Annotated in this window: 17 protein-coding genes and 1 pseudogene; 5 read left to right on the top strand and 13 right to left on the bottom strand. The window is 73.1% G+C overall.

Annotated elements, in window-relative coordinates:
* Positions 1-18: 18 nt before the first annotated feature.
* Positions 19-1,248, top strand: coding sequence for a serine hydrolase (locus KUM38_RS28095; protein ID WP_217133226.1), 1,230 nt, complete (start codon positions 19-21; stop codon positions 1,246-1,248).
* A 6-nt stretch (positions 1,249-1,254) separates the two neighbouring features.
* Here KUM38_RS28095 and ribA read toward each other — a convergent pair whose 3' ends face one another.
* A complete protein-coding gene (ribA, locus tag KUM38_RS28100) occupies positions 1,255-1,914 on the bottom strand; it encodes a GTP cyclohydrolase II (protein ID WP_217133228.1) in 660 nt (219 codons plus the stop codon).
* Between the two features lie 41 nt (positions 1,915-1,955).
* Between ribA and KUM38_RS28105 the strand changes: the two genes are divergently transcribed.
* The gene (locus KUM38_RS28105) at positions 1,956-2,741 is read left to right on the top strand and encodes a creatininase family protein (protein WP_217133230.1); all 786 of its coding nucleotides are present in this window, start codon (positions 1,956-1,958) and stop codon (positions 2,739-2,741) included.
* A 194-nt stretch (positions 2,742-2,935) separates the two neighbouring features.
* Here KUM38_RS28105 and KUM38_RS42260 read toward each other — a convergent pair.
* The 5 genes and pseudogenes from KUM38_RS42260 to KUM38_RS28125 all read right to left on the bottom strand — a co-directional run.
* Positions 2,936-3,805, bottom strand: a pseudogene (locus tag KUM38_RS42260) (lysylphosphatidylglycerol synthase transmembrane domain-containing protein); the annotation flags it as partial.
* Entirely contained in the window at positions 3,802-4,830 is a 1,029-nt protein-coding gene (locus KUM38_RS28110) for a class I SAM-dependent methyltransferase (RefSeq protein WP_217133232.1), read from the bottom strand. The pseudogene KUM38_RS42260 and the gene KUM38_RS28110, both read right to left, overlap by 4 nt.
* Entirely contained in the window at positions 4,827-6,044 is a 1,218-nt protein-coding gene (locus tag KUM38_RS28115; protein ID WP_217133261.1) for a glycosyltransferase family 4 protein, read from the bottom strand. Before KUM38_RS28115 ends, KUM38_RS28110 begins: the two co-directional genes overlap by 4 nt.
* A 17-nt stretch (positions 6,045-6,061) precedes the next feature.
* On the bottom strand, positions 6,062-6,460 hold the full coding sequence (locus KUM38_RS28120) for a 6-carboxytetrahydropterin synthase (protein WP_024888232.1): 399 nt from the start codon (positions 6,458-6,460) through the stop codon (positions 6,062-6,064).
* Positions 6,461-6,592: 132 nt separating this feature from the next.
* Positions 6,593-7,570, bottom strand: a complete 978-nt coding sequence (locus KUM38_RS28125) for a zinc-binding alcohol dehydrogenase (RefSeq protein ID WP_217133234.1) — start codon at positions 7,568-7,570, stop codon at positions 6,593-6,595.
* Positions 7,571-7,678: 108 nt separating this feature from the next.
* Here KUM38_RS28125 and KUM38_RS28130 point away from each other — a divergent pair, with 108 nt between their 5' ends.
* Entirely contained in the window at positions 7,679-8,440 is a 762-nt protein-coding gene (locus tag KUM38_RS28130) for a CDP-alcohol phosphatidyltransferase family protein (protein ID WP_217133236.1), read from the top strand.
* A gap of 78 nt (positions 8,441-8,518) precedes the next feature.
* Here the strand turns inward: KUM38_RS28130 and KUM38_RS28135 are convergent, their stop codons facing one another.
* The 5 genes from KUM38_RS28135 to KUM38_RS28155 form a co-directional block, all read right to left on the bottom strand.
* The gene (locus tag KUM38_RS28135; RefSeq protein ID WP_217133238.1) at positions 8,519-9,745 is read right to left on the bottom strand and encodes an MFS transporter; all 1,227 of its coding nucleotides are present in this window, start codon (positions 9,743-9,745) and stop codon (positions 8,519-8,521) included.
* Positions 9,742-11,544 carry an ABC transporter permease subunit gene (locus tag KUM38_RS28140; RefSeq protein ID WP_217133240.1) on the bottom strand — a complete coding sequence of 601 codons (1,803 nt, stop codon included), beginning with the start codon at positions 11,542-11,544 and terminating at the stop codon, positions 9,742-9,744. Before KUM38_RS28140 ends, KUM38_RS28135 begins: the two co-directional genes overlap by 4 nt.
* Before the next feature lie 3 nt (positions 11,545-11,547).
* Positions 11,548-13,047 (bottom strand): ABC transporter substrate-binding protein, encoded by a 1,500-nt coding sequence (locus tag KUM38_RS28145; RefSeq protein ID WP_217133242.1) that lies wholly within the window; start codon positions 13,045-13,047, stop codon positions 11,548-11,550.
* A 3-nt stretch (positions 13,048-13,050) separates the two neighbouring features.
* Complete coding sequence (locus KUM38_RS28150) at positions 13,051-13,587, bottom strand: GNAT family N-acetyltransferase (protein WP_217133244.1); 537 nt, start codon at positions 13,585-13,587, stop codon at positions 13,051-13,053.
* Positions 13,588-13,714: 127 nt separating this feature from the next.
* Positions 13,715-14,257 (bottom strand): hypothetical protein, encoded by a 543-nt coding sequence (locus tag KUM38_RS28155; protein WP_217133247.1) that lies wholly within the window; start codon positions 14,255-14,257, stop codon positions 13,715-13,717.
* Positions 14,258-14,567: 310 nt separating this feature from the next.
* Between KUM38_RS28155 and KUM38_RS28160 the strand changes: the two genes are divergently transcribed.
* Positions 14,568-17,423, top strand: coding sequence for an ABC transporter substrate-binding protein (locus KUM38_RS28160; protein ID WP_217133249.1), 2,856 nt, complete (start codon positions 14,568-14,570; stop codon positions 17,421-17,423).
* A gap of 28 nt (positions 17,424-17,451) precedes the next feature.
* Entirely contained in the window at positions 17,452-18,075 is a 624-nt protein-coding gene (locus KUM38_RS28165; RefSeq protein WP_217133250.1) for an HD domain-containing protein, read from the top strand.
* On the opposite strand, the gene KUM38_RS28170 is transcribed toward KUM38_RS28165, so the two are convergent.
* Together KUM38_RS28170 and KUM38_RS28175 are read right to left on the bottom strand one after the other, a co-directional pair.
* The gene (locus tag KUM38_RS28170) at positions 18,066-18,506 is read right to left on the bottom strand and encodes a hypothetical protein (RefSeq protein WP_217133251.1); all 441 of its coding nucleotides are present in this window, start codon (positions 18,504-18,506) and stop codon (positions 18,066-18,068) included. The genes KUM38_RS28165 and KUM38_RS28170 overlap by 10 nt on opposite strands.
* Before the next feature lie 63 nt (positions 18,507-18,569).
* Positions 18,570-20,663, bottom strand: coding sequence for a HEAT repeat domain-containing protein (locus KUM38_RS28175; protein WP_217133252.1), 2,094 nt, complete (start codon positions 20,661-20,663; stop codon positions 18,570-18,572).
* Between the last annotated feature and the right edge of the window lie 112 nt (positions 20,664-20,775).

Genomic DNA, 20,775 nt, shown 5'->3' on the forward strand with positions numbered 1-20,775 from the left:
GTTCCCTCGAGGAGAGCGATGACAGTGCTGCGGCAAGAGGCCGATCCCGCCGAGGCCGGACTGGACGCGGAGGCGCTGGAGCGCCTGGAGCGGCATTTCGCCCGCCTGGTCGACGAGGGGAGGCTGCCCGGGTTCCTGGTGGCCGTCGCCCGGGGCGGGCGCGTCGCGCACCTCACGGCGTACGGGGCCCGGGACGTGGCGGCGGGGCTGCCCGTGGAGAGCGACACCCTGTGGCGGATCTACTCCATGACCAAGCCGGTGACGGCCGTCGCCGCGCTGATGCTGGTGGAGGAGGGCCGCCTGTCACTGGACGACCCGGTCGGCCGCCACCTGCCGGCGTTCGCGCGGCCGCGCGTGTACGAGAGCGGATCGGGTGACGAGGTGCGGACCCGCCCTCCCGCCGGCCCCCTCCTCGTACGGCACCTGATGACGCACACCGCCGGTCTGACGTTCGCCTTCTACCACTCCCATCCCGTCGACGCGCTGTACCGCGAGGCCGGGCTGGAGTCGTCGGTGGCGCCGGGTGCGGATCTCGCGGGGACGACCGAGGTGTACGCGCGTCTGCCGCTGCAGTTCGATCCGGGCACGCAGTGGAACTACTCGGTCGCCTCGAACGTGCTGGGGCGGATCGTCGAGGTGGTGTCGGACCGGCCGCTCGACGTGTTCCTCGCCGAACGGATCTTCCGGCCGCTCGGCATGACGGACGCCGGGTTCCAGGTCACCGACGAGCAGGCGGAGCGGCTCGCGGAGATGTACGGGGAGTCCGACGACGGCGGCATCGAGCCGATCGAGGGACTGCCGCTGCGGGGCCGGCCCCGGTTCCTGTCCGGCAGCGGCGGCATGGTGGCGTCCGCCCACGACTTCCACCGCTTCATGGAGCTGCTGCGCCGCCGCGGCGAACTCGACGGCGTGCGCCTGCTCTCCCCGGCGACCGTGGACCTGATGACCCGCAACCACCTCCCCGGCGGCGCCGACCTGCGCGCCTTCGGCAGCCGCCCCGCACACGACGTGCCCGGCAACGAGGGCGTCGGCTTCGGCCTCGGCGTCTCCGTCGTCGTCGACCCGTCCCGTACGCAGGCCCCGTCCGCCCTCGGCAGCTACGGCTGGAGCGGGGTGGCCACGACCACGTTCTGGGTCGACCCGGGCCGCGACCTGACCGTGCAGTTCTACACACAGGTGCGGCCCAGGTCGTCCCACACCGTCTTCCGGGACCTCAAACGGCTGGTGCACGAGGCGGTGACGCGCTGACGGACGTCAGGACAGGTGGGCCACCGCGTCCAGATGGGGCAGGTGGTGGTCGAGGCGTTCCCGCTTGGTGCGCAGATAGGTGATGTTGTTCTCGCACGGCGGTATCAGCAGCGGCACCTGCTCGGCGACCTGGATGCCGTGCCGCACCAACGCCTCGCGCTTGCGCGGGTTGTTGGACATCAGCCGCACCGAGCGCACGCCCAGGTCCTGGAGGATCCCGGCGGCGACACCGTAGTCGCGGGCGTCCACCGGGAACCCGAGCGCCAGGTTCGCCTCGACGGTGTCCAGGCCCTCCGCCTGCAGGGCCATCGCCCGCAGCTTGCCGAGGAGTCCGATGCCGCGGCCCTCATGGCCCCTCAAGTAGACGACCACGCCCGCCCCTTCGGCGACGACCGCGCGCAGCGCCGACGCCAGCTGGTCGCCGCACTCACAGTGCTGGGACCCGAAGGCGTCCCCGGTCAGGCACTCCGAGTGCAGCCGGGTGAGGACACCGTCCGTGCCGATGTCGCCGTACACCAGGGCGACCTGCTCGTCACCGCGGTCGTGGTCCAGGTAGCCGACCGCCTGGAACGTGCCGTACACGGTGGGCAGCGGCGCATTCACGACGCGTTCCACACCGGTCCGCCGAGGGGACTTCTTGCCGAGTACGCCTACTTTTTCTGTCATGATTCTCGAGTTCCTAAGCAGAGACGAAAGGCCGTGACGATATGGGTGGTTCACAAAAGCGGTCGGCGGCATACGGCCCGGTGCACGGTCTGTTGCCGGCGGATACTACAGAGGATGTACGGACGCGGGGAGCCGGTGTCTCACGGCAGATCGCGGTACTTCCGGTCGGGAGTTTCGAACAGCACGGACCGTTCCTGCCGTTGGCGACCGACACGCTGGTCGCCTGTGCGATCGCGCGGGAGATCGCCGACGCCCACCCGGTGCACCTCCTTCCTCCGGTGACGATCTCCTGCTCCCACGAGCACGCGGCCTGGCCGGGGACCGTCTCCCTCTCCTCCGTCACGCTCCACGCGGTGATACGGGACATCGCCGACTCGCTCCGCAGGTCGGGCACGGACACCCTGGTGCTGGTCAACGGGCACGGCGGAAACTACGTCCTGGGCAACGTCGTTCAGGAGTCCTCCGCCCGTGGCGAGCGGATGGCGCTGTTCCCGGCCCCGGAGGACTGGGAGACGGCGCGCGCACGGGCCGGCGTCGCCACGTCCCTTCTCACCGACATGCACGCGGGCGAAATCGAGACCTCCATTCTTCTCCACACACATCCCGAATTGCTCCGCCCCGGTTATGAGACCTCCGATCACGTCGCGGACGACCGCCGTCATCTCCTCACCACCGGCATGTCCGCCTACACCGATTCCGGTGTCATCGGCCGCCCTTCTCTGGGCACGGCGGAAAAGGGCAGGGAAATCCTGGCAAGCCTGGTGGATTCGTTCGCGGCGTATTTCTCGCTGCTGACGTCACCTCCCGGCCCGTCCGGGGGAGTGTGAGGACGAGGCCGAAGGCCGGCAGGGGGTCCGGGGGCGGCGCCCCCGGGGACGGGAAGGGAAGGGGCGGCGGGGGCGACACCACCACGTTCACCACCCCGCACCCCCGCGTACCACCGACCGACCAGCACCACCACACCCGGCAGGCTGGCCACGAGACTGAGCACCCCGTAGACGACCGCGACGGTCAGCCCCCGCCCCGCCCCAAGTCCCGCCGCCCCGAACGCCCACGCGGTGACCCCTTCCCGGGGCCCCCACCCACCCACGTTCAACGGCAGCCCCATCGCCAGCAACGCCAGCACGGCCAGCGGCAACAGCTCCGCCACGGACGCGTCCGCCCCGGCGACATGAGCGGCAAGGACGAACATGGCGACGTACCCGGCCAGTACGACGACGGAGGAGACAAGCACACCGGGCGCGTTGCGCTGCGAGAACAACCCCTCACGGGCCTCCGCGAGCACCCCGGAGGCAACCCTCCGCCGCCCCGGCGCCCGGTTCATCCGCACCGCCAGCACCACCGCACAGGCCCCCAGCGCACCGAGCCCGACCACCGGCGCGGCCTGCCGCACTTCGTCGAGCACCGGCGACGGCATGCTCACCAGCACCACCGCCCCCACGGCGAACAGCGCGAGCTGGCCGGCGGTCCGCTCCAGCACCACCGCCCGCACTCCCCGCCCCAGGTCCCCGGCGCTCTGCCCGTGCCGCACGGCCCGGTGGACATCACCCATCACACCCCCGGGCAGGGCCGCGTTGAGGAACAGGGCACGGTAGTAGTCGGCGACGGCCGCCCCCAGCGGCAGCCGGATCCCGATCCCCCGGGCGACCAGCGCCCAGCGCCACGCGCTGAACACGGTGGTCACCAGCCCGATCCCGAGCCCCGCGAGCAGCGTCGGCCCGTCGATGCGGCGCAGCCCCTCCAGCAGGACCCCGGTGTCGAGGCGCCACAGCAGGACCGCGAGGATCGCGGCGCCGCCGAGCGTGCCGAGACGGGTGCGCACGGCAGGGGCGTTGAGCCGGGCGAGAGTGCCGCGCAGCCCGGCGGGTGTGCCGCGCAGCCGCGCACTCATGCCGCCCCGTCCACCGGCCGGCACAGCGCGAGCAGATCACTGTGGTGGACGACGACCCGCAACTCCCCCGCCGCACAGGCCTCCAGCCGCTCGGCCAGATAACCGTCGGCACGCGACGCCAGTTCCGGCCGTTCCTCCACCGCCGCGCCGACCCAGCCCCGCAGCCACTGCTCGGTCAGCGCGGCCTGTCCGGGGCCGAGCCGCCAGGGGCTCGGGGCGAGCCGTACGGTCGCACCGTGCTCGGCGAAGACCTCGGCGGCGACCGTGACCGCGTCCGGGCCGAGCAGCCCGCCCCGGCGCTGGTGGGCGTTGAAGGCCTCCGTGATCTCCTGGTCCAGCGGATGCGGCTCGGTCAACTCCACCCGTCCGGCCACCGACAGCGTCAGCAGGGCCGGACAGCCGGCTCCCGCGCAGGCGGCGGCGAGGGCGCCGACCTCCTCGCGGGTGAGGACGTCGAGCAGCGCGGAGGCCGTCACCAGGGAGGCACCGGTCAGCGTGTCCGGGGTGAGCCGGGCGACGTCACCGCGCCGGGTCTCGACGGTGACGTGGCTGCCGTCGGCGGCGGAGCGCGGGGAGGCGACGGCCGCGAAGTGCAGGAGGTAGGGGTCCCGGTCGTGCAGGACCCAGTGCTGGGCGCCGTCGAGGTGGGGGGCGAGCCAGCGGCCCATCGAGCCGGTGCCGCAGCCGATGTCGTGGATGACGAGTCCGTCGGCCCGGCGCGGCGGATCGGCGAGCCGGACGCGCAGCGGGTCGAGCAGGTCGTACGAGCGGGCGGCGGCGTCGGCCGGTTCGCGCAGCTGGAGCCACTCGGGGGCGTAGCGGGCCGGTTCGTCGTCGCCGGTGTCCCGCAGCCGCAGGGTGGCCCGTTCGCCGGGGCGGGGCGCGGGTCCGGCACCGGGGATGACGGACGGTCCGGCGGAGGCGGTGCCGGGTTCCACGGTGCCCCCTCGAGGTACGACGTCCCTGGGGCCGGGCCGGGCCGGAACCGTCCCGCCGTGCTGGGTGGTGGTCGCCGGTTTCGTCATGCGGCCCTCCGGGATTCGGTGGGAAGCCGGCGCAGTACCGCCGCCAGGCTCTGTGCGGTGCCCGCCCAGCCGCCGAGTGCGGCCCGCCGGCTGCGGGCGGCGGCCTTGAGCCGGCGCCGCACGTCCGCCTCGCCGAACCAGCCGCGCAGTTCGGCGGCGATGGCGGCGGGGTTCTCCGGCGGGACGAGGATGCCGGGCACTCCTCCGTCGGGTGCGCGGCCGACCGCCTCGGGCAGCCCGCCGACGTCGGTCGCCAGCACCGGGATGCCGCGCGCCAGCGCCTCGGTGACCGCCATGCCGTACGTCTCGGCGTACGAGGTGAGCACCATGAGGTCGGCGGCGGCGTAGCTGGCGTCGAGTGCGGCGCCGGCCTGCGGGCCGGTCAGCTCCAGCCGGTTCTCGAGGCCGTGTTCACGGATGAGGTTCCGCAGATGGGCGACGTACTCGGGGTCCTGTCCGAGCCCGCCGACGAGCGCGCAGCTCCACGGCAGGTCGGCCACCGACGCCAGGGCCTCCACGAGCCGGTGCTGTCCCTTGCGCGGGGTCACGGCGGCCACGCACAGCAGTCGTGAGACGCCGTCGGTGCCGGGCGCGAGGGGCGCGATGTCGGCGCCGGGGGCGGCGACGTGGACGCGGTCGGGGGCCAGGCCGTGGTGGGAGACGAGACGCCGTACGGCCCAGTCGCTGGTGGCGATCACCGCGGGCACCGCCCGCAGCACCGCGCGCTCACGGGCGTCCAGTTCGGCGGCGACGGCCGCGTCGAGCCCGGTCTCGTCACCGAGCGGCAGATGCACGAGGACGGCCATGCGCAGCCGCCCCTCCTCCGCCTGAGGGACGAGGATCTCGGGCACCCCGCAGGCGACCAGCCCGTCGAGCAGGACGACGGCGCCGTCCGGCAGTTCGCGCAGGGTGCGGGCGAGTTCGGCACGGGCGGCGGCGTCCGGCCGTGGCCAGTCACCGGCCACGGCGTGCCGGTGCACCTGCCAGCCGAAGCCGGGCAGGTCCAGGCACACGCGCCGGTCGTAGGCGTTGCCGCCGCTGGGCGCGGCCGGGTCGTCGACACCGCCCGGCATCACGAAGTGCACGGAGCGCAGGGACATGGGGATGATCCCGCCGTTCCTCGGAAAGGCCGCCTGCACCGGGACGTAGTCCAGGCGGGCGGTCCCGGCCCGGCCTGCGGTCGTGCCGGGCACGTCGACGGCCGTGTCGGGCATGTCGATCGTCGTGTCGGTCACAGCGCACGCTCGTAACTCGCCCAGGCGATGTGCGACTCGTGCAGGGTGACGGCGATGCCCGCGATGCCCTTGGCGCCCTCGCCCAGCGCCCCTTTGTGTATGCGTTCGGCGAGCCGGTCGGCGATGACCTTGGCCAGGTACTCCGTGGAGGTGTTGACCCCCGCGAAGTCGGGCTCGTTGTCGAGGTTGCGGTAGTTCAGCTCGCCGACGACGGCCCCGAGTTCCTGCGTGGCCAGGCCGATGTCGACGACGATGTTGTCCTCGTCCAGCTGTTCGCGCCGGAAGGTGGCGTCCACGAGGAACGTGGCCCCGTGCAGGCGCTGGGCCGGTCCGAAGACCTCGCCGTGGAAGCTGTGGGCGATCATGATGTGATCGCGGACGGTGATGCTGAACAACGGACGACCCTCCAGGTGCGGCGCGTCTGTTCCCCGGCCGATCTCCGACGGGGATGCCGTGTAGTACGGCTGACCGCCTTCCCCTGTTCAGCGTCCGCCACGTCTTTTCTCAGGTCAGGCGCGCCGGTGCCGCTACGGGGTGTCGTAGCGCACGCGGTGGCACAGGGCCGGGATCTCCCCGGAGGCGAGGCGGGGCATGACGTCGGGCAGTTCCTCGAAGGCGGACTCGCCGGTGACGAGGGCGTCGAGAGCGGGGTCGGCGAGCAGGTCGAGGGCGAGGGCGAGCCGGTCGGCGTAGCCGCGGTGCGCGCGGGCCGGGGAGACGGTGCCGACCTGGCTGCCGCGGACGGTCAGTCGCCGGGAGTGGAAGGCCTCGCCCAGCGGGAGGCTCACCTTCCGGTCGCCGTACCAGCTCAGTTCGACGACGGTGCCCTCGGTGCGGAGCAGTTCGAGCGCCCGGCTCAGTCCCTGCTCGGTGGCGCTGGCGTGCACGACCAGGTCGCACTCGCCGAGCGCGTCCCCGGGCAGCGCGAAACCGACGCCGAGCGCCGCCGCGGTCTTCGCGCGCGCCGGGTCGGCGTCGACGAGCTGCACCCGCACGCCGGGGAACCGGGCCAGCAGCGCGGCCACCGAGCAGCCGACCATCCCGCCGCCGACGACGGCGATCCGGTCGCCGACCAGCGGCGCGGCGTCCCACAACGCGTTGACGGCGGTCTCCACGGTGCCGGCCAGCACGGCCCGCCCGGCGGGCACCCCGTCGGGCACGGGTGTGACGGCGCCCGCCGGAACGACGTACCGCGTCTGGTGCGGGTACAGGCAGAACACGGTGCGTCCGACGAGCGCCTCCGGTCCCTCCTCCACCACGCCCACGTTGAGGTAGCCGTACTTCACGGGGGCCGGGAAGCCGCCCTCCTGGAACGGCGCCCGCATGGCGGCGTGCTGGCTCTCCGGCACCCCGCCGCGGAAGACGAGCGTCTCCGTGCCCCGGCTGATCCCGGAGCAGAGCGAGCGCACCAGCACCTCGTCCGGGCCGGGGGCGGGCAGGCCGACCTCACGGATCGACCCTCGGCCGGGTGCGTCGAGCCAGAACGCACGTGCGGTGCGGTTCATCGAAGTCCTCCTGAACGATCGGGAAGCCGCGCGCGTACCGAGTGGTGCACAGGCCGCGCACAAGGTAGCGGCGTTGATCGACTCTGTCACACGGCCGGAGGATGCTCGGTGGCCCTGAACAACAGTTACGACGCGAGGCCCGTACAGCAGGAGACCGCCGTGGGGGCGGGCGTACAGGTCCTGTTGCTGGCTCTGATGGGTACGGCGATCGGCATGGGCCCCGTGGGCTGGCTGACCGGCCTCGCGTTCGCGATCGCCACCTGGGCGGTGCTCTCCCGGGCCCTGCACCGGTCCCGGCCGCGCTCCTTCGGCCCGGCCAACCGGGTCACGCTCGGCCGCGCCGTCCTCGTCGGCGGGGTCACCGCGCTGGTCGCCGACTCGTTCCAGGACTCACCGCCCGTCTCCCTCTTCGTGGGCCTGACCGCCGTGGCGCTGATCCTGGACGGCGTGGACGGCAAGGTGGCACGCAGGACGGGGACGTCGACCGCGCTGGGCGCCCGCTTCGACATGGAGGTGGACGCGTTCCTCATCCTCGTGCTGAGCGTGTACGTGTCGATGACGATGGGTTTGTGGGTGCTGCTGATCGGCGGGATGCGGTACGTCTTCGTGGCCGCCGCACGCGTCTGGCCGTGGCTGACCGCCCCGCTCCCGCCGAGCACGGCCCGCAAGACGGTGGCCGCGCTCCAGGGTGTGCTGCTGCTGACGGCGGGCGCGGCACTGCTGCCCCACGCGGTCAACGTCGGTGTGGTGGTGCTGGCGCTGGGGCTGCTGGTGTGGTCGTTCGGCCGGGACGTGCTGTGGCTGTGGCGGACGTCCCGGGTGACGACGGTTCCCGCGGCGCACGAGGTGCGCGAACTGGTCGTCGGCTGACGGTCGGTCGGGGCGCACCGGACGGGCTCGGCCCGGTCGTGGCGCTCCCGGCGGGAGCGGGCGGGCGCGCCGCTCCCGTCACGCTCTTCGGGGCAGCAGCAGCACCGCCGCCCCCGTCACACCGGCCAGTACCAGCCACGGCACCACCGGCGGCAGCCCCGCGTCCAGCAGCGTGCCGGTCGCCGAGCTGCCGAGCAGGACGATCAGGCCGGAGACCGAGGACAGCGCCCCGGTGTAGAGGCCGAGCCGGCCCTCCTCGGCGAGGTCGGGCACCCAGGCCCGGGCCACGGGCACGACGAGCATCTGGCCGAGGGTGAGCAGGACGACGAACCCGGCCGCGGGCACCAGACCGGCGGTCCCCGACCACCCGGCGGGACGTGCCGCCGCCACCACGGCGAAACCGGCCGCGACGAGCAGCAGGCCGACCGCCATCGACCGGCGCATCGCCAGCCGCTCCCCCACCCAGCGGGTGACCGGCAACTGCGCGGTCACCACCAGCAGCGAGGACAGGGCGAACAGCCAGGCCAGCGCCGTCTGGGAGCCGGTGACGCGCTCCACCTCCGCCGGGAGGGCGAGATACAGCTGGTTGTAGGCGAGCAGGTAGGCGCCGAAGGCGCAGCACAGGCCGAGGAAGGGCCGGTTGCGCAGCACCATCCGCAGTCCGCCCTTGACCGGCGTCCGGTCCCGCCCGGGTATGCGCTGCGGCAGCAGCCGGGCGTGGCCGGCGAGCACGAGCACGAAGACCCCGGCACCCGCCAGGCACGCGGTGCGGAAGTCCACCGCCAGCAACAGCGCGCCCAGCAACGGCCCGACGAACGCGCCGGCCTGTCCCGCCACGGTGAACAGCGCCAGCACGCGGGTACGGGATCCCCCGCCCGCCTCCTCCCACACGACCGCCTGCCGGGCCACCTCCGACTCGACGGCCGGGGAGAACAGTGCGGCGGCGAACCCGATCAGCACCACCGCGCAGATCACCGCCCAGGTCCGTTCGGCGTACCCCAGCCACACGAAACCGGCGATCCGCAGCGCGCACCCCGCGAGCACCACCGGCCGGATGCCGTACCGGTCGGCCAGCGCCCCGCCGACCACGAACAGCCCCTGCTGGCTGAACGTCCGCAGCCCCAGCACCAGCCCGACCAGCCAGCCCGCCATTCCCATGGCCTGTCCCAGATGGGCGGAGAGGAAGGGCAGTACGGCGTAGAACCCGAGGTTGAAGGCGAGTTGGGTGACGATCAGCAGCCGCAGCAGCGGGGAGAGCCGGGTCCGGCCCGCCGCCTCGCGCGGACGCGTGGGCAGAATGGTCATCGTGCCTCCACCAGTTCCTTGGTGACCGGTGAAGGGCGCGCGGGCGCCTCCCCGGACGTGTGGTTCCCGGTCCGCCCGCGCCGCCGCCCCGGCCACCGCACTCCACCGGCCGCGGTCACCGCGAACGCCCCGAGCAGGGCGAGGACGGCGGCCGGGGCGAGCACGGCCCAGGGCGCGCGCTCGGCGTAGGGCTGGTTCTCGGCGAGGAGCAGCCCCCATTCCGGCGACGGCGGCTGGGCGCCGAGGCCGAGGAAACCGAGGGAGGCGAGGGCGAGGGCGATGCCGGGCAGCCGCACCAGCGCGTGGCGGGTGACGGGCGGCAGCACCGCGGGCAGCAGCTCACGCCGCAGCAGGTACCAGGGGCCCGCCCCGAACTGCCGGGCGGCCGCGAAATGTTCGGTGGCGCGCTCCTGGGTCAGCAGCGCCGAGGTGTGCGCGGCGAGCGGGGTCCAGGCGACGGCGGCCACGGCGATCGCGGGTGTGGCGGTCCCGCCCCCGACGGCGGCGGTGACGAGCAGCGCGCCGAGCACCGGCGGCACGGCGTTCACCGTGTCGGCGAGCGGCCCGGACAGCCGGGGCAGCAGCCCGAGGAGCACGCCGGCGCACAGGGCCACGGCGCTGATCCCGAGGGCGAGCAGCAGGGTGTCGAGGGCGCCGTGCCCGACCCGGGCGAGCAGGTCCCGGCCGAGGGCGTCCGTACCGAACGGGTGCGCGAGGGAGGGGGCCCGGAGCCGCTCCCCGGTGTCCAGCGCGAGCGGGTCGCGGGGCAGCCCGAGCGCGACGACGGCGACCAGGAGGGCACCGTAGGCGAAGGGCTGGACGCGGCGGGTGGGCGGAGACGGCCGGTGCAGTGTCGTCAGGGCGCCGGCCCGCAGCGCCGGCCCGGCGAGCAGCCGGGCGGCGAGCCGGCACGCCCCCGTGGCCACGGCCGCGAGCAGGACCAGGGCGAGGGTGCCCGCCTGGAGCACGGGCAGGTCCTGGGCGAGGGCGGCCTGGAGGGTGGTGCGGCCGAGTCCGGGGATGTCGAAGACCTGCTCCACCGCGACGGCCCCGCCGGTCAGCCCGACGACGAACAGCCCGAGGTTGGGCAGCAGCGCGGGCACGCAGCGGCGTACCGCCCGACGGGCGACGCACCGGGCGGGCAGTCCCTGGGCGGCGGTGGCCAGCGCCCACGGCTCGGCGAAGGCGCCGGGCAGCAGATCGCCGAGCAGCCGTCCCAGGACGGCCCCGGTGGGCAGGCCGAGGGCGAGCGCGGGCAGCACGGTCCACTGCGGCCCGTACCAGCCGAGTGCGGGCAGCCAGCCGAGGTGCACTCCGACGACGGTGGCGAGCACGGAGGCGACCAGGAACTCGGGCAGCGCGGCGAGCACCGCCGACCCGCCGCCCCCGCTGCCCCCGTCGAGCCGTCGCCGTGCTCCGAGGTGGAGTGTGCGGGCGCAGACGAGCGCGGCGGTGACGAAGGCGACGAGCAGGGCCACCGACATCAGCAGCAGGGAGGCGCCCAGTGCCCGGAGCACCTCGGGCAGGACCTCGCCGCCGGAGATCCACGACCGTCCGGCGTCCCCGCGCCACAACCCGCCCAGCCACTGTCCGAGCAGGGACAGCGGACCGGAGTCCAGGCCCAGTTGTGCACGGACGTCCGCGAGCACCTCGGGTGTGGGATCACGCTCGGCCGACCGTGCCTTGAGGACGGTCAGTGCCGGGTCGGTGCGCGAGAGCCAGGGCAGCAGACCGATGCCGCACACGAGGGCGGCCGCGAGGGCGGTGCGCCACAGGAGTGCGGTCAGGGGCTGTCGCACGGGTCAGCGCCGCGTTCCCGTACCGACGAGGGTGCGCTCGTAGGGATCGAGCAGCACGCCCCGCACCGAGGTGCCCACACCGGTGATGATCCGCTGGTGCACCAGCGGCACCACGGCGTCGCTGCCGAGGACGGCCGCCTCGGCGGCCATGGCCGCGTCCTGCCGCTTGCCGGGATCGGCGGTCCGCTCGGCCTCGGCGACCGCACGGTCGACGTCCTTGTCGCACAGCTGGGCGATGTTGTAGTCGCCGTCGCAGGTGTAGTCACTGGCGAGGACGGCGACCGGGTCGCCGGTGTCGAGGAGGGTGTTGCGGGCGAGGACGAACGCGTCGAACTTCCCGTCCAGCGCGTCGCCCTCGAGCCGCGAGTACTCCCGTATCTCGAGCTTCACCTCGAAGCCCGCCTTCTCCAGCTGCTGCTTCACCACCTGTGCGACCTCGGGGAGTTCGGGCCGGTTGTCGTACGTCGCGAGGGTGATCGCGGTTCCCTTCGCGCTGCCGGCCCCGGCCCGTCCGACGGGCTCGACCCGCTTGCCCTCGGCCCAGGTCACGGCGGGCCCGTAGACGCCGGCGCCCGGGTCGGCGTACCCCTCGTACACCCCCTCGGCGAGCGCGGAGGTGTCGACGGCCGCGCGGGCGGCGGCGCGCTGCTCCGGGTTCTTGAGGGGCCCGGAGGCGGAGTTGAGCAGCAGGCTGGTGGTGCGGGTGGTGGCGGTGTCGCGCCGGGTCTTCCGGTCGAGGGTGGCCGCCTGTGCGACGGGTACCGCCTCGGCGATGTCGACGTCACCGGTGCGCAGCGCGTTGGCGCGGGCGGTGCCGTCGGCGATGAAGCGGGCGTCGATGCCGGAGGCCTGGGCGCGGCCGCCCCAGTAGTCGTCGAAGCGGTCGAGTGCGGCGGACGAGGCCCCGTCGGCCTCGGTGAGTTCGAAGGGTCCGGTGGCGGTGCCCACGGGGTCGACGCGACCCTTCGCGTCGTACGCCTTGGCGGAGAACACGGCGAGGTTCGGGCTGGACAGTCGCAGCGGGAGAACGGGATCGGGCTCGGCGGTGCGGACGGTGACCGCGCGGCTGCCGTCGGCCTCGGCGGTCAGGTCGACGCCGGAGAGGGCGGCGGGTTCGGGCTCGGCCTCGGTGGCGTGCGTGAGCGCGTCGGCGACGGCGGACGCGGTGACGTCCGTACCGTCCTGGAAGCGGGCCTCGCGCAGGGTGAACACCCAGGTCCTGTCGTCCTTCTGCCGCCAGGACCGGGCGAGGGCGGGCGCGGCGGCGCCGTTGGCGTCCATGGCGGTCAGCCCTTCGGAGACGCCGAGCCGGCTGAGGAGCGTGGCGTCGGCGCCGTACGGCGAGAGCCGCTCGGCGGGCGGGAAGGCGAGCGCGACCCGCAGCCGGGAGCCGCTCCTGCCGTCGCCGTCGTCCCCGGGCTCACCTCCCCCGGAGGCGAAGCAGCCGGCCAGCAGCGGGGTGAGCACCAGGGCGGCGAGGAGCCGCGAACGCAGCGGGTGCACAGGTCACCGTCCCATCGGTATCTCGAAGTGGACGACGCCGTTGCCGCCGTCCGCGTCCTCACGTTCGTCGTGCACGATCTTGCCGAGCGACCGCCAGAAGGCCTCCGCCCCCGGGACGGACGGGTCCGTGTGCAGATACACGGACCGGTAACCGCCGTCGGCGGCCGCGAAGTCGAGCAGTTCGCCGACCATCCGCCGGGCCAGACCGCGCCGACGGTGGTCCGGCCGCACATACACCCGCCGCAACTGCGCGGTCTCCCCGGAGGGGTAGCGCTCGGCGAGCTCACGCGGGTTCGGCGGATGGGCGGGCCCCCGGGAGTCGAGGGCCCCGGTGGCGACGACCTCGCCGCCGTCCGGATCGAGCGCGACGAGCAGGGTGTGCCGGGGCGGGGCGAGATAGGCGGCACCCGGGTCGATGACGTCACCGTGCCAGCGCGGTACGTACCCGGTGCCGAAATCGCGGTACACGGTGTCGAGCATCACGGCTCGCGCACGGTCGAGGTCTGCCGGGCCCGCGGCCCTGATGCTGTAGTCACGCACTTGCAAAGCATATGCAAGAACCTTTTCGAGGTGATCAAGGGGGTGGGGGCCGGCCGGCACGCCTGGAATCTACATACATGATATTCATTTTCAAAAATGGCCGACCGGGCGCCTCCCCTCACCTCGCCTACTCGAGACCGGCCGCGCCGAGCAGCCGGACCAGGTCCTTGCGCCCGTACCCGAGCCGACGGGCCCGATCGGTCGCCATCAGCACCAGGTGCGCCACGATCTCCGCCGCGTATCCGTTCTGGTGGTCGGCGTCGAACCACTCCTGGGGTTTCTCGACCCCCAGACTGTTCATCACCAGCCCGTGCTCACAGCGGACCTCCGCGACGGTGCCGGCGACCGCGTCCAGGAGCGTCTTCCCCGGCCGCTCGCACTTCAGGGCGAAACTGCCCCAGTCGACCGGCACGCACCCCTCCGGCGGACGTGCCCTCAGCCCCGCGTACCGCTCGTCCGCGAACCCGGTGTGCTCGAACTCGTCGTGCACCAGCGCGAACCGGTGGAACCCGGGCGGCACCGGAGGCGGTGGCGGCGTGTACGCCCATCCCGCGTCCTCGTACAACTGCCGCTTCACCTCCTCCTCTTCGGCGTGTGTCACGGTGAAGCCGGTGGCCTCGTTCCGCCCGGTCGTCGTGCCGTCGGGGTTGCGGTGGAAGTGCAGGCTCATGAGGTACTCCGGTCGTCCGTGGTGTGTGAGGACGGGAGATGTTCCCGTCACCGGATCGAACGGACCGCCCGCCCCGCACGTGCCCGCGTCGCACAGCACCACCCGATCGTGTGACACCGTCCGCCGACGACGCCACCACCGGCCACGGCATCGCCGCCCCGACGGACCGCCGTTGCACCGGGGCGGTTGTCAGGGGCGGGAGTTATCCTCACAAGGCGCTTGTGACACATGTGTCTTGCGACCACGGGGGGTGTCCATGCACGACCGTGACCAGAGCTTCCTTCAGAACTGTCCGGGTGGTCACCCGGGCATGTCGACCGAGGCGGGGATCGACGTCCAGCGACAGCTGGAGTCCTTGATCCAGGACTTCCGGACCAGTGATCCCCCGATGCCGGTGATCGTGCTGCACGCCGAGGACCCCGCCGACGACGACCGCGTCACCGAACTCGTCGACGAACTGAGCGAGGGGCAGCAGCGTCACGGCACCCGCCTGGCCGTCGCGCCGACCGAGCCGCAACCGGCGGACCTCGATCCCACCGCCCGGGCCGCGCGGCTCCTGATCGACCTCGGCGACTCCAGGAAGTGGGGCGACCGGTCCGCCTCCTACCGCCCCTACTCCTTCCCCCGCCTCAACCTGGTGCGCGCCCTCCAGGAGGCCACCGACGACCCGGAGATGCGCGAGCACTGGCCGACCGCCCCCGGCGGCACCCCGGACGGGAACGTCCAGCGGGAGCGGGCCCAGACACACCTGCTGCGCATCCTGGCCCGGCAGCGCTGGCGTCCCCGCAGACCTGCGCGCGGAAACCGGCTCATGCTGCTCAACGACGTGCAGCAGTTCCTCCCCATGGGCGTCCTGGGTGCCTTCACCGCGCTGCTCACCCGCCCCGAGTGGTACATCGCCGTCCTGGCGGGCATCGGACTGATGGTCCTCCTCGCCGTCCTCAACCACGTCCCCGGGCGCGCTCCCCTCTTCCTGTGGCTGCGCAGGGAGAGCCGGTGGTTCCTGACCACGACGTTCCTCCAGTCCGCCGCCCGCCGCCAGTCGACCAGCGTGCGGCTGCTGCGGCCCGTCCGCTCCTGGCGTGCCATAGCGGCACGCGCCTACGACGTCGCCGAGGCCATGCGCGAGGGCGGCCCGTTCCCCCTCCAGCTGTACGTGCTGGCGCTCTTCGAGGACCTGCGCGACAACCACCGGCGCGGCAGCTGGGACCTCCGGGGATTCAAACGGACGCGCCCGCCGGTGCTGTTCCTGCGCCGCATAGGCCGGGAGAACGGCGGCATAGAGCTGATCAGGGCGGTCAGCGACGTCCGCAGCCGGCGCAGTGAGCTCGACCCGCTGCTGATCGTGGCGGGCGTGGCGGCGGGCGACGCGGCACTGCTCGACCGGGGCGCGGACGCGGATCCTCCGCTCAACCGGCCGCAGCAGCCCCCGTCCTCGCCCTCGCGTCTCCCGCAGCGGTTGCGGCACTGGTACGACGAATGGGCCGGGAACCTCCGGGCCGATCAGTCACCGAGCAGGACGAACGCCCTGCCCTGGGTGCTCAGGATCCCGCTGCCCCCCGGCGAGCTGGTGCAGCTGCGGCAGTCGGACTGGCGGTGCGTCAGGGCGAGACACCGGCCGCCCGTGGCCCGCGTGGTGTGGTCGGTGCACAGCCTGCTCCTCGTCCTCGCCCTGGTCGTCACCGCGGGCGTCGTCCACGCCCGCGAACTGCACCGGACGTACTGCTCGGCGGGCCTGCTGACCGCCGACCGCGACACCGAGCGGCGTCCCGCGCCCGGCGGCGGCACGGAGTGCGTCGGCATAGCCACCGGAGACGTCCGGTTCGGCGCGCACCTGAGCGGCGGAACCACCGGGGAGGGCAAGCGGCTGCAGGAGCTGGAGAGGCTGGTGCGCGCCGAGAACGCCGAGGTCCTGCGCGACCACCCGGACGACTACGTCACGGTGGTGTACGCGGGCCCGCTGAGCTCCTCCTCGGTGGACCCGTCCCTGGTCAAGGGCGCCGAGGAGCTGACCGGCGTGTACCTCGCGCAGCGCGTCGTCAACGAGAACTACACGGTGAAACTGCGGGTGCTGCTCGCCAACGGCGGCGCGGACATGGGCCACCAGCGCGTCACGGCCGACGCGATCGCCGAGTACGCCGACCGCGACCCGACCGTCGTCGGCGTCGTCGGCTTCGGCCGCGACCTGCAGAGCAGCCCCGCCGTCACGCGCCGGCTCCACGCCGTGGGGCTGCCCGTCGTCTCCGGCACCAACTCGGCGACCTACCTGCCGAAGGAGTTCTCCAACTGGTTCAGCCTCGCGGCCCCCGACGAGCACCAGGCCGAGGCACTCGGCCTCATCGCCCGGCAGCTGCGCTCCCGCGACAGCGCCCCGCACGCCCTGGTGCTGGCCCGCGACACCAAGGAGTCGCAGGACCGTTACACCAGCGAACAGGCGCTGTACGGCGGGGAGATGCTGGAGCGGGAGGGCTTCCGGCTGCTGCCCACGCAGCGCTACCGGGTGGCCAACGGCAAGCCCGAACTACGGTTGCACGCGGAGAGCATCTGCCGGGGTGAGGACGTTCCCTCGGTGATCTACTTCGCCGGACGGGTCGAGGACGTCGGACCGCTGATGACACAGCTGAGCACCGAACCGGGCTGCGCGAACAGACAGATCTCGATCCTCACGGGCGACGACCTGAGCAAGGCCCGGTTCTCCGGCACGGGCGGCCGCGACGGCGTGGCCCCGCGGATCACGCTGTACCACGCGGCCCTGGCCGAGCTGAAGGAGGCCGCGTCCAGGACCGCCTTCTACGAGGACGCCGCCAACTACCTCCCCTGGCTGGAGGACGGAAAGGCCACGTACGACGCCGCCGGCTTCGCGAGCGGGCAGACCGCCCTCTCCCACGACGCCACGCGCGCCCTGTACTGGGCGGCCAGCCTCGGGGACGTGCGCCAGAGCCGCGCGGCGACCTGGGTCAACCTCAGGAACGTCAGGCTCGACGGAATGGCCACCGGAACCATCGACTTCACCGACGCACCCCTGTACGAGGAGCGCCACGGCCACAGCATCGTCCTCAACCGGGTCCGGAGAACCCCGGAGGGCGTCTCGCAGACGGAGGTCCTGTGCAGCAGACCGGCCGGCAGCACCGAGCCGCTCAGTGTGAAGGAGTGCGCCATCGAGTGAGCGGACCGGCGGTTGTTACGCTCCCCGAGTGAGGATTCCCGGACCCGAAGAGATCCGCGCGCTGCACGAGAAGCACGCACCGAACGCCGAGGCGTTCGCGCTCGTCCACACGCACTGCGAGATCGTCTGGAGCGTCGCCGAGCAGCTCATCTCGGCCGCGCGTCTCGACGTCGACGCCGAACTGGTCCGCGCCGGCTGTCTCCTCCACGACATCGGCGTCTACCGCCTCTACGGGGACGACGGCCGTCTGGACCACGCGAACTACGTCCGCCACGGACTGCTCGGCCACGAACTCCTCGCCGGTGAGGGCCTCCCGGAGCCCCTGTGCCGGTTCTGCTCCCACCACACCGGGGTGGGGGTCACGAAGGACGACGTCCTGCGCCAGGGCCTTCCGATCCCTCCCGCCGACTACCTCGCGGTGACGCGGGAGGAGCGGCTGGTGATGTACGCGGACAAGTTCCACAGCAAGTCCCGGCCGTTGGCGTTCCTCTCCCCCGACGCGTACGCCGCCCACGTCCGCCGCTTCGGCGAGGACAAGGTGACCGCCTTCGAGGCCCTGCGCACGGAGTTCGGCGACCCGGACCTCGACCGGCCGGTGCCGTGCGGTGGAGGCGCGGAGGGAGGCTCCGGGGCGGCCGCGGTTCACGCGTAAGGGTCGGGGATCACCTCGGTCGCCGACTCCAGGACCTTCTCCACCCGCAGGACCGCGCTGCGGACGGCTCCCGAGTCCGCGAACAGCACATCGGGAACATCCGACTCGTAGAAGCGGAGGTAGCCGATGGTGCCCACGGTCGTCGTGCGCGCGCCGAGCCACAGCACCATCCTGCGCAGGTCGTCGAACTCGTCGGGATGCGCCTCCTGCCGCACGGTCAGCGCCCACTCGGGACCGTCGGAGCACAGTTCCCCGACCAGCGCACCCCCGATCCGCAGCGCCGGCCCCCGGTCCCCCCAGAGGGGGTACGCGTAGCCGTCGTCCTGCCGGCCGCCCTCCTCCCCCAGGTGCCAGCGGAGCAGGGCGAGGTCCTGCGGCGGGAGCGAGCCCGGCAGGTCGAGCGTGAGCTGGAGTTCGTAGATGTCGGCCATGATCAGAAGGCTACGAACCCCGGCCCGGACGCTTCTGCGGCGGGTCACGGAATCACGGGTGGTTCACGCGGTGGCTCCGGCAAGTCGCCCGATGACGGCGCGGCCGGTCCGTTGCAGTTCCTCGTCGTGGTCGATGCTCGCGAACCGGCCGCCACGCCTGGGCAGGGCCAGTTGTGCGCGCAGCAGCGGCAGCGCCGGCTGCGCGGCGTGACCCATGCGGTCCAGGCACGCCATCACATGATTGGCCGTGGACGGGTTCCGCGTCCACGCCTGGAGCAGGACGTCCAGGACGGTCCCCGCCTCGGCCTCGCCACCGATGTCCCAGAGCGCGGCCGCACAGTGCACCCGGACCCAGTCGTAACCGTGAGCCAGCAGTTCCCGCAGGCGGGGCAGTGCGGCAGCGGCAGGAGGTCCGATCTCACCGAGCATGTCGGCCGCGTCCCCGATCCGGAAGGTGATGCTGTCGTCGAGCAGGTCGTGCAACAGCGGCATGACCTCCTCCCGATCGCCACCGACGGCCCACAGCGCGGCGACCGCGGCAGGCTTGACGTGCGCGTCCGAGGCACTGGTCAGCGCCCGTACGGTCTCCCGTGCGGGAGCCGCCGCGGAACCGAACTTCTTCAGTGCCGCCAGGGCCGAGCAGGTGAGGTGCCACCGCTCATGACGCACCGCCTGCTCCAGGGTTTCGGTGACCGCCGGTACAGCGGTCGTCGCGTCACCGAGCGCGGCCAGGGCGGACAGCAGCGCCCGCGCGCTCATCTCGGACCACTCCTGGGTGACGTCGACGCGGCGCAGACGGTCGCACAGTCGCGGCACCAGTTGGCCGGCGGCCTGCGGCAGGGCCCCGGCGACCTCCACCGCACGCCAGCCGTCGACCCCGCCGTCCAGCGCCGTCAGCAGACTCGGCAGAGCTCGCGTGTCACCGAGGCGGGCCAGTGCGCGGACCGCCTTCTGATGGGCCCTGCGCAGCTGCGGCTGCGGTGCGGCCCACACGTCCGCTCCGTGCGCCGCGCGCTGCGCGGCCACGTGGGCGGCCAGTTCCTCCCGGGCCGGCTCGGCGATCGGATGGCAGGCCTCGAGAACGGCCGCAGCCTCCGCGGCCACTTGTGGGTCGGTCGCCCCGAGCTGCTCGGCGACGAGCCGGATGAGTGCCGTGTGGTCACCGCGCCACGACTTCATGAGGTCCGCGCTCATCCGTAGGGCGTCCAGGCGAGAGCCCGGATCGGGAGTGCGCAACTGCTCCGCCAGCAGGTGCGTGCGCTGAGGTGTCCGTCCCTCCAGCACCTCGTGGAGGGTGCGCAGCAGCTCCGTGGTGGGCGCGTGGACGCGCCCGTGCCGGTCGAGGTCCTCGAAGGCGGCGACGACCTGCGGTGGCACACCGTCCGCCGGTACCGCCGGAGCCGTACGACGGGGCGGGTCCGCCCACGTCTCGGCGGGCACCGTGACACGTGCCGCCTCCCGCAACAGGCCCAGCGCGGCCGGTACGACGTCCTCACCGATCCGCTCCGGCGCGCAACGGGCACGGTGGACCACGGCAGCGAGCCTGGTGCCGGGATCGAGGACCGGGTCCGCCGCCAGCTCGTCGAGCCACTCCATCGCGTCACCCGCGACCTCCGGGCGACGCAGGGCCAGTGTCGCCATCGCCTCCACGACCAGCAGCCGCTGGGCGACCCAGGATTCGGCCGGCAACCGCCCGCGCAGCACATCGGCGGCCCGGTCCGCGTCGTCGACGAACAGCCCCAGTCCGGGTATCGCGGCCCGCCGTACACGGGGATCGGCATCCGAAGCGAACCCGACGATCTCCTCCGCACGAGCACGCACGATCGCGGCGGCGTCGGCGTAGCCCGACGGGTGGCCGTACACCTCCTCGCAGCGTTCGACGGCGATGCTCCCGATGCTGACGAGCAGCTTGACGACGGCCGCGCGGTCGGGCGTCTCGGCGTCACCCGCCAGTTCGAAGAGGAACGGCAGACTGGCCGCCGTGCACGGATAGACATCGCCCTGGTGGTGAACAGCGCTGTAGAACCGGCTGAGCGCCTCGCTCCGTTCCCCGGCGTCCGGGGAACGGAAGGCCGGCAGCAGCGCGGGTACCTCTTCGGCCGAGCCGTAGGCATGGTCCATCGAGGACCAGTCGATGTCGTGAAGTCCGTTGAACATGAGGCGGACTATGACGGACGCCACTGACAATCGAGATCTTGTGGAGTGGCGGACCCCGTCAACCTCTTTGACCTACGGTGACGTCACGACGACGAAACCTCTCCCCCACCGC

The sequence above is a fragment of the Streptomyces sp. AC558_RSS880 genome, from assembly GCF_019049255.1.
In the GTDB taxonomy this organism is placed as follows: domain Bacteria; phylum Actinomycetota; class Actinomycetes; order Streptomycetales; family Streptomycetaceae; genus Streptomyces.

Bases quoted from the DNA above. Each gene is read 5' to 3' on its own strand.
- KUM38_RS28095 (WP_217133226.1), top strand. From the start codon at position 19: ATGACAGTGCTGCGGCAAGAGGCCGATCCCGCCGAGGCCGGACTGGAC.
- ribA (WP_217133228.1), bottom strand. From the start codon at position 1,914: ATGACAGAAAAAGTAGGCGTACTCGGCAAGAAGTCCCCTCGGCGGACC.
- KUM38_RS28105 (WP_217133230.1), top strand. From the start codon at position 1,956: ATGGGTGGTTCACAAAAGCGGTCGGCGGCATACGGCCCGGTGCACGGT.
- KUM38_RS28110 (WP_217133232.1), bottom strand. From the start codon at position 4,830: ATGACGAAACCGGCGACCACCACCCAGCACGGCGGGACGGTTCCGGCC.
- KUM38_RS28115 (WP_217133261.1), bottom strand. From the start codon at position 6,044: ATGCCCGACACGGCCGTCGACGTGCCCGGCACGACCGCAGGCCGGGCC.
- KUM38_RS28125 (WP_217133234.1), bottom strand. From the start codon at position 7,570: ATGAACCGCACCGCACGTGCGTTCTGGCTCGACGCACCCGGCCGAGGG.
- KUM38_RS28135 (WP_217133238.1), bottom strand. From the start codon at position 9,745: ATGACCATTCTGCCCACGCGTCCGCGCGAGGCGGCGGGCCGGACCCGG.
- KUM38_RS28155 (WP_217133247.1), bottom strand. From the start codon at position 14,257: ATGAGCCTGCACTTCCACCGCAACCCCGACGGCACGACGACCGGGCGG.
- KUM38_RS28160 (WP_217133249.1), top strand. From the start codon at position 14,568: ATGTCGACCGAGGCGGGGATCGACGTCCAGCGACAGCTGGAGTCCTTG.
- KUM38_RS28170 (WP_217133251.1), bottom strand. From the start codon at position 18,506: ATGGCCGACATCTACGAACTCCAGCTCACGCTCGACCTGCCGGGCTCG.
- KUM38_RS28175 (WP_217133252.1), bottom strand. From the start codon at position 20,663: ATGTTCAACGGACTTCACGACATCGACTGGTCCTCGATGGACCATGCC.